The organism is Collinsella sp. Sow4_E3 (genome assembly GCF_052116285.1).
In the GTDB taxonomy this organism is placed as follows: Bacteria; Actinomycetota; Coriobacteriia; order Coriobacteriales; family Coriobacteriaceae; genus Collinsella.
In genome coordinates, this window is sequence record NZ_JBQKLJ010000025.1 from 1 (window position 1) to 13,336 (window position 13,336).

The following is a 13,336-nucleotide window of genomic DNA, read 5'->3' on the forward strand; positions in this document are numbered from 1 at the left end:
GGGCACGCCCGGTCCCGTTCCGAACCCGGAAGCTAAGCCCCATCGCGCCGAGAGTACTGCGGGGCCAGCCCGTGGGAGGCCAGGGCGCCGCTGACCGGTGGACGGCACCGAACCGTGCGATTGGACTGAGAAGGGGGAGGCCTCGCGGCCTCCCCCTTTTTCGTTTCTCAGGCAATTTGTCTCACATAGTAGCTGTGTTTTATAACCCTCGTTTGTCGCATCTTCTTTGAACGGGCTACAATATCGTAGTCTGTGTAGCATGGAGGTGAACATGGCTGAAGCTGGTATCGGCGTTGATATCGTCGAGATTTCCCGAATGAAATCAATCCTTGAGAAAACTCCGTCGTTTGCCCGGCGCGTGTTTACCGATGAAGAGCGTGCGTATTGCGATGCGTCGTCTCGCCCTGCCGCTCATTATGCCAGCCGCTTTGCCTCTCGCGAAGCGGTACTTAAGGCACTTGGAACGGGGTTTAGTCAGGGCGTTGGACGTAAGGACGTTTCCGTAACACGCGATAGGCTCGGCAAGCCAAAGGCTCTGCTTTCTGGTCGCGCTCTCGAAATCGCCCAGGATTTGGGTGTTATCGAGGTTGCTCTTTCTATTACCCTTACGGGTGACTTGGCTGTCGCTAATGCCATTGCGATCACCGAGGATGCTCGACCTAAGCCTAAGGAAGAAAAAATGAGCACCAAGGAGCGCGTTGCCCAGACATTTAAAGAGGCTCGTTCTGTATTGGATGAGCTTGAACAGCTGCAACAATCTGCTTTGTCGGAGCATTTGATCGATGATCCGCAAGATACGCAAGGAGCATAGATGAAACCGGTTTTGAGTACCGAGGAAGTCGTTCGCCTCGAGGATATCATCGAGCGCGAGGGCACCTCGAAGGCCGAGCTCATGGAGTTGGCAGGTGAATTTGCCGCCAACGAAATTTTAAAGCTCAACCCTGATCGCGTTCTTGTGCTGGTCGGCTTTGGCAATAACGGCGGTGATGGTTGGGTCGCTGCGGATATCCTGACCCATAAGGGCGTTGATGTTGATATCGTTTCTCCAGTTGAGCCGGATGAGATTCCTGCTGCCCTTGCTCGTCACGTTGCCCGTCGCACCGCCGGTCGCGACGTTCATGTGTGCGTTGGGCCTTCGCGAGACGAGCTAGAGGTTCTCATTAACAAAGCGGATGTCGTGGTCGATGCTATTTTTGGTACCGGTTTTCACGGCAACCTTCGTGCGCCGTTTTCTATTTGGATTCCTACGGTTAACGAGTGCGCCGATTACGTTGTTTCTATCGATGTTCCCTCGGGCCTGAATGCCGAGACGGGCGTTGTGGATGACGACTGCATCCGTGCCGAGCGTACCGTGACGATGATTGCCCCTAAGATCGGCCTCTACAGCGCTGACGGTCCGGAGTATGCTGGCGATCTGGTGTGTGGCGGTCTGTACGACCGCCTCGACGAAGTCATCGATGATGTCGATCATGCTGCCGAGATCGTTGAGCCCGGTGATCTGGTGGACTACTTTGCCCCGCTGCCCACGAATATCGATAAGTATTCGCGCGGCTCCGCGCTCATCGTTGCCGGGTCGGCACAATATCCTGGTGCCGCCATCATGGCCGCAAAGTCTGCCGCTCGTGCTGGTGCCGGTTATGTGGCCGTTGCGACGCCCGATGCGTGCGCCAACCTTATTCGTATGGCGCTCCCGTCGATTCCCGTTTTCGCCATTCCGTCTGATTCCCGTGGATCTTTTGGTGCCGCTGCGCGTATGACAGTGTGCGAGATTGCTAAGAAGTACAGCTGCGTTGTGTGCGGGCCTGGCATGACGACGTCTGCCGGATCGATGCAAGTCGTTTCGGGCCTGCTTGAGCTCGATGTGCCGCTTATCCTAGATGCAGATGCGCTCAACTGCCTTGCCAAGATTGCAATCGACGGCATCGACAGTAATCCCGAGATGTACCGTCGCGAGCAGCCGCTCGTTATGACGCCGCATTATCGCGAGCTATCGCGTCTCGTTGCCGGCGAAGAGGTCAATGATCTTGGCACTGCGATTGCCGCTGCTCAAAAGATTGTCTGGGCTGCCGGTTCCCATAATCTCGTTGTTATCGCTAAGGGCCCGACGACGGCCATTTGCGGCGTCGAGCGCGTGCTGCTGCCGCTTTCGGGCCCAGCGTCGTTGGCGACCGCTGGCTCGGGTGATGTCCTCGCAGGTATCCTTGCAGGAACGCTTGCGACCATGCGTGACGAGATGGACCGTTGGGAGCTGCTGTACTCGTATGCCGTCGCACTCCACAGCTATGCCGGCTTTGCTGCGGCGACGGAGTATGGCGAGAAGAGCGTTATCGCGACCGATCTTATCGACTTGATCGGTCCCGCCATGGAATTGGCGGCAAAGGATGCGCTCGATGATCTGGGAATCATGGACGAAGGGTCGGATGACTAATCATGAATAAAGCCGATTTGACGCGTTGGTCCTGGGTCGAGATCGACCGCGGGGCGCTCCGCCGCAATACGAGGGCCTATAAGAACTTGCTAGATCCGCGTCAGCGCCTGTGCTGCGTGGTTAAAGCCGATGCTTATGGTCATGGAGCCGTCGAGTGCGCCAAGATCATGTATTCGGCCGGTGCCGACATGTTTGCCGTGGCGACGGTCAGCGAGGGTATTGAGTTGCGCCAGGGCGGAATCACCAAACCCATCCTGATTCTAAGCGAGCCTCCCATCGAGGCTATTCCTTCATTGCTCGAGTTCGATATCATGCCCTCGGTCTATACGTCCGATTTTGCTCTTGCGTATGGTGAATGTGCCGTCGCGGCGGGCAAGGTGGGCAAGTATCATCTTGCCATCGAGACGGGTATGAACCGCATCGGCGTTCACTACACGCAGGTGCTCGACTTTGTCCGCGGTATTAATTTCCATCGCGGTATTCAGTGCGACGGCGTATTTACGCACTTTGCCACGGCCGACGAACCATCGGGTTGGGACTACAAGCTGCAGTGCCAGCGCTTTACCGAGGCCGTTCAGGCCATTAAGGATGCGGGTTTTGAGTGCGGTATCGTGCACTGTGCCAACACGCCGTCCTCGATGCTCGACCCCTCGATGCATTTTGATATGATTCGCGCTGGCGTTGGCTTGTATGGCATGCAGCCGTGCGAGCTGAGCGGCCGCGTGATGCGGCTTGATCCCGTTATGAGCGTTCATGCGCGCGTGACGCGCGTGGCGCATCCTGCGATGGGCGAGGGCGTAGGCTACGGTTTTACCTACCGCGTACCGCGCACACGCGTTCAGATCTGCACGCTGCCGATCGGATATGCCGACGGCCTTTCGCGCACGCTTTCCAATCGTATGGACGTGCTGTATCGCGGTGAGCGCGTGCGTCAGGTCGGAAATATCTGCATGGATCAGTTTATGGTTGCCATTCAGTCCAACCCGGCTCACGAGATTCCCGAGGCCGAACATGGCGACGAGATGATAATTATCGGTCGCGATGGCGATGCCGAGATTACCATGGATGAGATGGCGCGCCTGCGCGGCACGATTAACTACGAGGTCGCCTGCGGCTTTGGCATGCGTCTCGACAAGGTCTACGTGTAGGAGCCGCTATGGGCGTTATGCACATCCCCGGCCATAGCCATCAGGCGCCGCGCGAAGTTGCACTCGAGGAGATCGAGGCCGTCCTGGGTGATTGCCACCTTTGCCAGCTTTACCAGTCGCGCCACAATATCGTGTTTGGGGTGGGAAACCCCCGCGCTCGCGTGATGTTTATTGGTGAAGCGCCGGGCCGTAACGAGGATTTACAGGGCGAGCCCTTTGTGGGGGCGGCGGGTGAAGACCTCAACGGCATTCTGTCCCTGGCGGGCCTTAAGCGTGAAGATGTCTATATCGCCAATGTGCTTAAATGTCGCCCGCCGGGAAACCGCAATCCGCGTCCCGAAGAAGTGCTTGCTTGCTCACCGTTTTTGCGCGAGCAGATTCGAAGCATCTGGCCCGATATCATCGTGACGCTCGGTAATCCCGCAACGCACTTTGTGCTCAAGACCGAGATTGGCATTACCAAGCTGCGCGGCAGGTTCCATCAGATGGGGCACTTTGTGGTGATGCCGACGTTTCATCCCGCGGCGGCGCTGCGCAATCCGGCGTGGCAGGAGTTGCTGGAGGAAGACTTTAAGATGCTGGGCGACTATCTGGTGCGACACCCCGCGCCAGAGGGCGCCTCGGAATAATAAGGAGCGTATATGTCCCTGGAGCGCCTGGGGCTAGGTACCTACAAAACGGCTCGTACTGCCGATACGGAGCATTTTGGCGAGTTGGTCGCACCGTGTCTAGAAAATGGCGATGTGCTGATACTGACCGGCGGCTTGGGCGTGGGAAAGACCCACTTTACCAAGGGCGTCTCGCGCGGCTTGGGCGATGAGCATATGGTCACGAGTCCTACGTTCGCGCTCATGGCCGTTCACGACCAGGGGCGTATTCCGCTGTTCCATTTTGATCTGTACCGCTTGGAGCATGCCTACGAGCTCGAGGATACGGGCATTTTTGACGTGCTCGGCTATGAGGGCGCTTGCCTGTTGGAATGGGGCGAGCAGTTTCAGGACGAGCTGACGGATGAGTATCTCTCGGTGACGCTTAGGCGCGATGAGGACGATAGCGACGTGCGAACGATCGCGCTCGAGGCGCACGGCGAGCGCGCGACGGAGCTTTTCGATTTGATTGATAAGGCTGTACAAGATGAGCTTGCATAACGACAACGCGCTGGTAGTGGCGCTCGATACTTCGACCGACATGCTTGCCTGCGCGGCAAGCTGGATTGATGAGCAGACGGGCGAGGCGAAGCTGGTGAGCGGGGACCATCTGTGTCGTCGCCATGCCAACGTGGAACTTGTGAATACCGTCGATGGCGTGTTGGCGCAGGCCGGGCTGAATCGCGGCGATGTCGGCTGTTATGTGGTTGGACGCGGCCCGGGTTCGTTTACGGGCGTTCGCATTGGCATCTCGACCGCCAAGGGTCTGGCGCGCGGTGCCAACGTGCCGTTGCTGGGCGTGTCGACACTTGACGCTTGCGCCTGGACGGCGTGGAAGGCTGGCGTGCGCGGCAAGCTTGGTGTTCTTGCCGACGCCATGCGTGGCGAGGTGTATCCGGCTCTGTACGTGCTGGGGGACGAAGGCCCCGAGCGTCTGTTTGAGCGCGAACACGTGGTCAAAGCCGCCGTGGCGCTTGATGAGTGGCGCCAGGCCGCGGACTGGGGCCAGGTTAAGCTGACTGGTGACGGTCTCGTACGTTATGGCAAGCTGCTGAGTGAGGACGAGACTGCGCGCTGCGTGGAACGAGACCTGTGGTGGCCCTCGGGCGAAGGCCTTCTGATGGCGCACGCCGCGGGCGACGGTAATCCGGCTCGCGTTTTGCCGATCTACACGCGTCTTTCGGATGCCGAGGAAAATGAGCGTAAGCGCCTTGGGCTTGCCGAGAGCGCCCAGAGCGAGATTACGGGTGTTGCCGACGAGCTCGCCGGCCGCCATCTGCAGTTCCGTCCCATGGGCGCGGCGGATGCCGAGGGCGCGAGCGCATTGGAGGCCGCCTGCTTTGAAGGCGCCGGACACGAGGCGTGGACGCCGGGCATGTTCCTGTCCGAGCTGGGCGAGGGCGTTGCCGCTCCGCGTAGCTGGTGGGTGGCGCACGACGACGGTCAGCTGCTGGGACTTGCCGGCGGCATGGTCGTCGACGGTGACGTTCAGATTATGGACGTCGCGGTTGATCCTGCTCATCGTCGCGAGGGCATTGCCCGCAAGCTGCTGTCGCACGTGAGCTATGACGCCCAGATGCTCGGCTGCACCACTGCTTCGCTTGAGGTTGAGGACGGCAACGAGGGTGCGATTGCGCTCTATAGCGCCTTGGGCTTTACCGAGGCGGGTCGTCGCCGTGGCTACTACGGCGTCGGCAAGGATGCCATCGTCATGACGGCGTCGCTGCCCCTGGTGCTTCCTCTCGACAATGCCTCGCCCGAGCCAACGGCTGCCGAGCAGCGCGTCTGGCCGCTGCCTGAGCCCGAGCGCACCGCCGAGGAGCGTGCCGAAATCGAGCGCCGTCGCCTAGTTCTTGCCATCGAGAGCTCTTGCGACGAGACGGCTGTGGCGATTATCGATGCGGACGGCAATATGCTGGCCAACCAGGTGTCGACGCAGATTGATTTTCATGCTCGCTTTGGCGGCGTGGTGCCCGAGATCGCCTCGCGCAAGCATGTCGAGGTGATTGTAAGTGTCGTAGATGCGGCGCTTGAAGATGCCGCGGTATCGCTTGGGCTTGAGGGTGGAGCGATTGCGCCAAGTGAGCTTGCCGCCGTGGGTGTGACGCAAGGCCCGGGCCTGGTGGGTGCCCTGGTGGTGGGCGTCGCCTTTGCCAAGGGCTTTGCGTATGCTGCCGGTAAACCGCTCGTGTGCGTCAATCATCTGGAGGGTCACCTGTTCGCCAACCTGCTGGCGCAGCCCGACCTTAAGCCGCCGTTTATCTTTACGCTTGTCTCGGGTGGGCACACCATGCTCGTGCACGTAAAGGCATGGGGCGACTACGAGGTGCTTGGCGAGACGCTGGACGACGCCGTGGGCGAAGCCTTCGACAAGGTTGCCAAGGCGCTGGGCCTGGGCTATCCCGGCGGTCCCATCATCTCCAAGCTCGCCGAGACGGGCAATCCCCGCGCGATCGATTTTCCCCGTGCGCTTAACAGCAGGGGAGACTATCGATTCTCGCTTTCGGGCCTCAAGACGGCGGTGACGCTCTATATTGAGCAGGAGACCAAGGCTGGGCGTACGATTCACCTGCCCGACCTTGCGGCCTCGTTTGAGGCGGCGGTCTTTGACGTGCAGTACAAGAAGGCCAAGAACGCCCTGCACGCCACCGGGTGCAAGGAGTATTGCATCGGCGGCGGCGTCTCGGCCAACCCGCATCTGCGCGAGATGATGATTAAGAAACTCGGGCGTCAGGGGATTCGCGTAACGGTGCCGCCTCTCTCGGCCTGTACTGACAACGCCGCTATGATTGCGGAGGTCGCTCGCCGCAAATTCGACCGAGGTGAAATCTCGCCGTTCGACGTCGACGCCGATCCAAACATGACGCTGTAGTCGTATGGGCGCGGTTCCCGACGCTGCCCGGGCGCCAGCGGCCGCATATGAACTTTCCTGCTCTACAGTCCTGCTCACGACGGAGGCCACATTAAGTGGCCTCCTGTTCGTGCGGAACTCGCGATAAAGTTCATATGCGGCCGCTGGCGCCCGGGCAGCGTCGGGAACCTTTCTGTATCTATGCAGCTACTGAGCTGGATCGGCGTCGACAACGTCCGGCAAGGTTAACAGGTCAGCGTCAAATTTCCGGCGTGCTTTAGCTGAGAGAAACCTACCTGATAATCGACTCAATATCTCGGCTTTTATATAGCAGTCGGCGGACTTCCATGACGTCGTCGATGACGACATAAAAAACCATGTAGTTGCCAACGTAGAAGCGGTAATACGGGTGCGACCGTCTTCTTGTCGAAGGGTATGTTGGTGACATGGTTGGATTCTTGAGATGCTCGAGTATGCCTTCTTCAACATTGTCGACAAGCCTATTTGCTGCAGCGGGGTTATTGAGATCAAAGGCGATATATGACGCTGCTTGGCTGAGGTCCTCCCAAAATAGGGGAAGATAGCGGAGCTTATAGTGCCTGTTCATCGAGACCGCCGTCGAGCATTTTTCTGACAGAGCCAAAGACATCGTCGTGTGTATAGCGAAGTTGCATGCTGGCAGCCTGACGATCAGCGGCATCAAGTGCGCTCTCGATTGTATTGCTCAGTGACTTGTACTGCTCAAAGCTCATGACGACCATAGAGCCCCGCCCGTTTTTAGTTAGAAAAACCGGACCCTCCTGTTCGACTTCGCGTTCAACATCCGGGTAGTGATTTCTAAGATCTGAGACTGGCCTAATATTCACAGCTACCTCCTGAGCTATCAGGATATTATCGTAATTATGATAACAGAGTTGAGATTTGGGATGGGAACTCCTCGGGGGCGGGGCGGGCGCCTGCCGCCATATATGAACTTTATCGCGAGTTCCGCACGAACAGGAGGCCACTTAATGTGGCCTCCGTCGTGAGCAGGACTGTCCGAGCAGGAAAGTTCATATATGGCGGCAGGCGCCCGCCCCGCCCCCGAGGAGCATCTCTCAAGCAAAAACTGTCGTGGGGTAAAGTCCGAGGTCAGTGACGTTTTATACCGAGAAATTCAAAAAAAGTTGAAAATTCATTACATATTTGCGTTGACTTTAGGCAACTAAAGTTTCATACTCCTTTTCATTCACTGGGGGATGTGAACACGCACGGATCGTTCGCATCATGATTGAAGAGGATTTCTTAGACATGTTCACGCATCAGCTAAACATTATCAGCGTAGTAATTATCTGATGCGGGTTAGCACATACAGCTAGCCCGTACGATAACGGGCGGCTGATGAAGATGAGGGCCGTCGAGCGCAACCGACGGCCCTCATTTTTTATGTCTAGGAGGTTCTTTTTAGAGGAGGAAATGTAATGAACGGAGTTTTGCTCATGGTTGTGGCCGCGGCGGTGCTCGCCTGCGGCTATCTGGGTTACGGCCGCTGGCTGGCTAACAAGTGGGGCGTTGATAAAGAGGCCCTCACGCCTGCCAAGCGCATGAAGGACGGCAAGAGCTTCTCGCCCGTCTCCGCCTTCACCGCGTTCTCGCATCAGTTCAGCTCGATCTGCGGTGCTGGCCCTGTTACGGGTACGATCGTTGCCATGGCCTTCGGCTGGCTGCCCGTTGTGCTCTGGGTCCTCGTCGGCGGCATTTTCTTTGGCGCCGTTCACGACTTTGGCGCCCTGTACGCTTCGATGAAGAACAACGGCAAGTCCTTGGCTCAGCTCATCGAGAAGTACATCGGCAAGACCGGCCGTCGCCTGTTCCTGCTGTTCTGCTGGCTGTTCTGCATCATCGTCATCGCCGCTTTTACCGACATGGTCTGCAAGACGTTCATGTTCACCCCGGCCGTTGACGCCTCTGGCGCTGCCACCGGTGCCATCGACTTCACCAAGTCCTATGCCGCTGGCTGCGCTGGCACCATCTCCATCCTGTTCACCTTCGTCGCCATGGCCTTTGGTTGGGCTCAGAAGAAGTTCAACCTCACCGGCGCTGCCGAGTTCGTCACCGGCGTGGTGCTCATGGTCCTCATGTTCGCCGTCGGTATGCAGTTCCCGGTTTACCTGGACAAGTTCCAGTGGTTCGCCGTCGTCATGGTCTACCTGGTCTTTGCCGGTGCCATGCCCATCCAGATGCTCAAGACCCCTCGCGACTACCTCACTTCCATCATGATGATCGTCATGATTGTCTGTGCTGTCCTCGGCATCGTCGTCCTGGGCGTTAACGGCCAGGCCACCATCACCGCTCCGGTTTTCACCGGCTTTAGCAATGCCTCGGGCATGATGTTCCCGGTCCTGTTTGTCTCCGTTGCCTGCGGCGCTCTCTCCGGTTTCCACAGCCTCGTTTCTTCGGGCACCTCTTCCAAGCAGGTCGAGAAGGAGCAGGACGCCGTCAAGGTCGGTTATGGCGCCATGATCGTCGAGTCCTTCGTCGGCATCCTCGCCATCATCGTCGCCGGCATCATGTTCTCCGACATGAACACTGCCGGTACCGGCGCCCTCAACGCCGGCGTCGCTTCCACCCCGTTCCAGATCTTCGCTGCTGGCATCTCCCGCGGTATGCAGGCCTTCGGCGTTGACGGCACGCTTGCTACCGTCTTTATGACCATGAACGTCTCCGCTCTGGCCCTGACCTCGCTCGACGCCGTCGCCCGCATCGCCCGCACCTCGTTCTCCGAGTTCTTTGCCCAGACCAACGACGCCCTGGCCATCGAGTCCAAGGCCGGTTACATGAAGGTCCTCGGCAACCCCTGGTTCGCCACGGTTGTCACCCTGCTCCCCGGCCTCGCCCTCGCCTTTGGCGGCTATGCCAACATCTGGCCGCTCTTTGGTGCTTCCAACCAGCTGCTCGGCGGTATGACCATGATCACCCTTGCCGTGTTCTGCAAGTGCACCGGTCGCAAGGGCTGGATGCTCTACGTGCCCGTCGCCTTCCTGCTCTGCTGCACCTTCACCTCGCTGGTCCAGAGCGCTATGGGCTGCATGACCGCCGTCCAGGCCTACGGCTTCTTCGGTACCATCCCGGCTACCGCCACCACGGCCGCCGTCTCCGTCGCCGCCACCAAGGGCCTGCAGCTCGTCTTTGCCGTCCTGCTGATGGTCCTGGGCCTCATCGTTGCCGTCAACTGCCTCAAGGAGTTCTTCGGCAAGGAGGCTGGTTCCATGCCCGACGAGGAGCCCGAGTGGTCCGAGATGGGCAAGGCCGAGTATGGTCGCGCTGCTGCTGCCGAGGCTCCCGCAGGCGCCGAGGCCGCCAAGGCCTAATCGACCTAAGGGATTGAACGTCACATCTATATGACTCGGAAAGGCCGGGTCCGCAACTGCGCGGACTCGGCCTTTTTCCATGCAAAAGCTAGTGTGCCCGGGTGTTCTCGCAGATGTTTTGCGTGGATAGGGGCGTGCGTTGTACCATATAGACGTGTATGTGTATATATGAAAGGGGCCCCGTGGCCAAGACGGTATATTCCGATAACCAAAACAACGTCGATGCCCTGGCTGAGCGTCTGAGCAGCCAGACGTCGCTTTCTGCCGAGCGTGCCAAGCTGGTTGCCTACGACCTGCTCTGTCGCAAGGCGCTCAAGATCAAGTCGAGCGCGCTGGCACAGATTTTCCGTTCCGTCGATAAGGAATGTGACACCAAGGCGATGCGCGATGAGCTTATCGCGGCAAAGATCGTTACCAAGATCGAGGGCAGCGGCGTTAACGGGCGCCCAGCGTTCTATACCATTAATGCCGAGATTCGCGATGTCCAGGAGCAGCCTGCCGAGGCTGCCGAAGAGGCCGTCGAGGACGTTGTCGAGGCGCCTGTTGCGGTGGAAACGGCTCCGCGCGAGAACGTCGACACCGATGAGCTGCTTGACGAGAGCGTCGTTCGCGCCTTTACGGCCAAGGCGGGCCGCGGCGGTTTTGGCGGGGGCGGTAAACGCGATGCGCAGCGCCGTGCCCAGCAGGAGCGCTTCCGTCGCGCCGTGGCTCAAAAGGATGCGACGGATGTCGAGCCCGTCGAGGATGAGGCTGTTACCGAGCCGCAGTGCGCCGCTGAGGTCCAGGAGCCCAAGCGTCGCCGCGGTGCTCACTTTAAGGCCGAGCAGGGAGGTGTTGTGCGCGACGTTCAGGAGTCCGTCGAGGCTGCTGGTGCACCCGAGGAGCCCGTCAAGAAGGCTCCGGGTTCATGCCGTCCCGGACGCGGCTTTATGGGTCGTGCGTATCCCGCAAGGCGTCAAGAAAAGACCGACCAGGCTCCCGCTGCACCAGCGGAGAAGGCTGAGAAGGCTGCCGAGCCGATGGTCCGTGAGCAGAAGCCTGTTGAGCCGCGGCCTGCGGGCGATGTCGAGCCCCGAGGCCAGCAGTCTGCGGGCGAGAAAGCGGGGGAGAGCGCTTCGAGCAAGCCTCGCCGTCGTCGTCATCGTGGCGGCCGTGGCTCAAATGCCGAATCCGTGGCCGAGCAGGCAGCGGGGCAAAACAAGGATGCGAAGACTGAGATCCCGGCGGAGCAGTCCAAGCGCCAGCCAGTAAAGGGGGGCAAGCCTGAGCGTTCGCAAAATGGCTCGTCCGCGCCAAAGCAAGAGCGCAATACTCGGACAGATTCCAAGTGCAAATCCCAGACGCAGCCCAAACCGACTGCAAACGATGCGACCGCCCAGCAGCCTGAGCCTCCCGCTCATGGCGAGGTTTCGGCGTTTGCTCTGGCCCGTGTCCTGGGCAGGCAGCTGCTCAAGGTCGTTCCCACACCTGCTGCACTCTCCAAGATTAAGGAGCAACAGACTCAAATCGTTAAGGTTGAGGGCAAGGACGGCAAAAAGGTTTCGCAGCGCACTCAGCACAACGAGATGTCCAACCGCAAGATTGCCGAGGAGATTGCGATTATCCAGGCTTGGATTGAGCAGAATCGCGGTGCCGACACGCCGGTCGCTTCGCGTCGCCAGCGCGCCTACCAGATTTTTAACGATGAGAAGGCCTTTGACGGTAAACACGGCGAGCGCTTGATTCGGCGTATGACCGAAAAGGGCATCAGCATGCAGGCGATTAAGGTCGCCCCCAACCGCCCCGTGCACTTTACGGGCTTCTTTACGCTGGGCGCCGACAAGCCGTTCATTATGGTCGAGAACCTAGACACCTATGACGAGATCGTCAAGCTCTTGCGCGGCCGCAAGCACGCTAAGCTTTTTGGCACCAAGGTGGGTGGCGTGATCTTTGGCGGTGGCTGCAAGGCGAGCGTCTCGCACGCACTGGATGATTATCTGGCCGAGATCGGCTATCGCTTTAACTATGTCTACTACGTGGGCGATATCGACCGAGAGGGTGCGCGCATCGTCGAGCAGGCCCGCAATGCCAATGTGGTTGAGATTCGCTTGCATGCCGGCATGTATCGTGCCATGCTCGCCGAGCACAAGCGTCGCGTGAAAGCTGGCGGCGAGTGCGAGCCTGCGGCTGCCAATCAGGGTGTGCCGCAGAATTTGGCGGCGACGATCAAGGATCTGCCTATGGTCACGCGCGTGCAGTTCCGCAATGTGCTGCGCGAGGGAGGTCGCATTCCGCAGGAGATTCTGATGACCGCCGACTATCGGGATGGCGACTCGGGAAGCTTCGACCGCATGCTGAACAGCTAAATTCCGCCGTTCTACCGAACGGCGGTCTTCTTGACGCTGCGAGGGGCCCTGGCACGGCAATCTGACGTTCAACTTCGGCGGCGCGACCAGAAGGTCAGCGCCGCCTTGTTTCACGTCACCTTGCCATACCAGGACCCCTCTCGCTGTCACGTCCAAAACATCGAGGTCATGTGGCCTTCTTTGCGTGCGGAACTCGCGACAAACTTAATGCCCGGCCCGCCGGGGCCACGCGCCATTTTGTAGATGACGGCTCGCTTTTCGGAGCGGGGCTGATATTTTCTAGATGTAAGGCGCTCTTGGTCCTTTCGGGCTTGGGGCGTCTGTCTTTTGAGGGTGGATGAGCCGGCACTTGGTGGCGTTCCTTTAGTGCCGGCACTTTGGGAACGTCCCCAAGTGCCGGTTGAGATACGGAGAGCCCGTTGTTGATATGAGACGGAGGGATTCCGCGTCCGCCTTCCGGCGGCCGCGCCCCGCTGCGTCGCTCCGCTCCTTGCGTGCTGCGCTGGAAAACGCTTCGCGTTTCCTCAGCTCCGCACCCTTGCGGGTTCGAATCCCTCCGCATGCCCA

10 protein-coding genes and 1 rRNA gene are annotated in these 13,336 nt (G+C 59.3%); 9 read left to right on the forward strand and 2 right to left on the reverse strand.

All coding sequences use genetic code 11. From position 1 onward, the window contains the following. The 7 genes from rrf to tsaD form a co-directional block, all read left to right on the forward strand. A 5S ribosomal RNA gene (gene rrf / locus ACTQ48_RS10200) occupies positions 1-96 on the forward strand; the annotation flags it as partial. 175 nt (positions 97-271) lie between these two features. Further along, a complete protein-coding gene (gene acpS, locus ACTQ48_RS10205; RefSeq protein WP_441570831.1) occupies positions 272-811 on the forward strand; it encodes a holo-ACP synthase in 540 nt (179 codons plus the stop codon). After that, the gene (locus tag ACTQ48_RS10210; RefSeq protein ID WP_441570833.1) at positions 812-2,428 is read left to right on the forward strand and encodes an NAD(P)H-hydrate dehydratase; all 1,617 of its coding nucleotides are present in this window, start codon (positions 812-814) and stop codon (positions 2,426-2,428) included. Positions 2,429-2,430: 2 nt separating this feature from the next. Beyond that, on the forward strand, positions 2,431-3,576 hold the full coding sequence (gene alr, locus ACTQ48_RS10215; protein ID WP_427728957.1) for an alanine racemase: 1,146 nt from the start codon (positions 2,431-2,433) through the stop codon (positions 3,574-3,576). Positions 3,577-3,584: 8 nt separating this feature from the next. Further along, entirely contained in the window at positions 3,585-4,205 is a 621-nt protein-coding gene (locus ACTQ48_RS10220; RefSeq protein WP_427794390.1) for a uracil-DNA glycosylase, read from the forward strand. Positions 4,206-4,217: 12 nt separating this feature from the next. Next, on the forward strand, positions 4,218-4,724 hold the full coding sequence (tsaE, locus tag ACTQ48_RS10225) for a tRNA (adenosine(37)-N6)-threonylcarbamoyltransferase complex ATPase subunit type 1 TsaE (RefSeq protein WP_427794389.1): 507 nt from the start codon (positions 4,218-4,220) through the stop codon (positions 4,722-4,724). Beyond that, positions 4,711-7,095: a tRNA (adenosine(37)-N6)-threonylcarbamoyltransferase complex transferase subunit TsaD gene (gene tsaD / locus ACTQ48_RS10230; RefSeq protein ID WP_441057894.1), complete on the forward strand. Its 2,385-nt coding sequence runs from the start codon at positions 4,711-4,713 to the stop codon at positions 7,093-7,095. The genes tsaE and tsaD overlap by 14 nt, the downstream gene beginning before the upstream one ends. Before the next feature lie 271 nt (positions 7,096-7,366). On the opposite strand, the gene ACTQ48_RS10235 is transcribed toward tsaD, so the two are convergent. Further along, complete coding sequence (locus ACTQ48_RS10235; protein WP_441570835.1) at positions 7,367-7,774, reverse strand: type II toxin-antitoxin system RelE/ParE family toxin; 408 nt, start codon at positions 7,772-7,774, stop codon at positions 7,367-7,369. Next, on the reverse strand, positions 7,665-7,940 hold the full coding sequence (locus ACTQ48_RS10240; protein WP_152077364.1) for a type II toxin-antitoxin system Phd/YefM family antitoxin: 276 nt from the start codon (positions 7,938-7,940) through the stop codon (positions 7,665-7,667). The genes ACTQ48_RS10235 and ACTQ48_RS10240 overlap by 110 nt, the downstream gene beginning before the upstream one ends. Positions 7,941-8,534: 594 nt before the next feature. Between ACTQ48_RS10240 and ACTQ48_RS10245 the strand changes: the two genes are divergently transcribed. Together ACTQ48_RS10245 and ACTQ48_RS10250 are read left to right on the forward strand one after the other, a co-directional pair. After that, a complete protein-coding gene (locus tag ACTQ48_RS10245; RefSeq protein WP_441570837.1) occupies positions 8,535-10,424 on the forward strand; it encodes a carbon starvation CstA family protein in 1,890 nt (629 codons plus the stop codon). Positions 10,425-10,606: 182 nt separating this feature from the next. Continuing rightward, the gene (locus ACTQ48_RS10250; RefSeq protein WP_441570839.1) at positions 10,607-12,769 is read left to right on the forward strand and encodes a hypothetical protein; all 2,163 of its coding nucleotides are present in this window, start codon (positions 10,607-10,609) and stop codon (positions 12,767-12,769) included. Positions 12,770-13,336 lie beyond the last annotated feature (567 nt).

Coding starts and splice junctions, on each gene's coding strand:
- acpS (WP_441570831.1), top strand. CDS start 272: ATGGCTGAAGCTGGTATCGGCGTTGATATCGTCGAGATTTCCCGAATG.
- ACTQ48_RS10210 (WP_441570833.1), top strand. CDS start 812: ATGAAACCGGTTTTGAGTACCGAGGAAGTCGTTCGCCTCGAGGATATC.
- alr (WP_427728957.1), top strand. CDS start 2,431: ATGAATAAAGCCGATTTGACGCGTTGGTCCTGGGTCGAGATCGACCGC.
- ACTQ48_RS10220 (WP_427794390.1), top strand. CDS start 3,585: ATGGGCGTTATGCACATCCCCGGCCATAGCCATCAGGCGCCGCGCGAA.
- tsaE (WP_427794389.1), top strand. CDS start 4,218: ATGTCCCTGGAGCGCCTGGGGCTAGGTACCTACAAAACGGCTCGTACT.
- tsaD (WP_441057894.1), top strand. CDS start 4,711: ATGAGCTTGCATAACGACAACGCGCTGGTAGTGGCGCTCGATACTTCG.
- ACTQ48_RS10235 (WP_441570835.1), bottom strand. CDS start 7,774: ATGCCGCTGATCGTCAGGCTGCCAGCATGCAACTTCGCTATACACACG.
- ACTQ48_RS10245 (WP_441570837.1), top strand. CDS start 8,535: ATGAACGGAGTTTTGCTCATGGTTGTGGCCGCGGCGGTGCTCGCCTGC.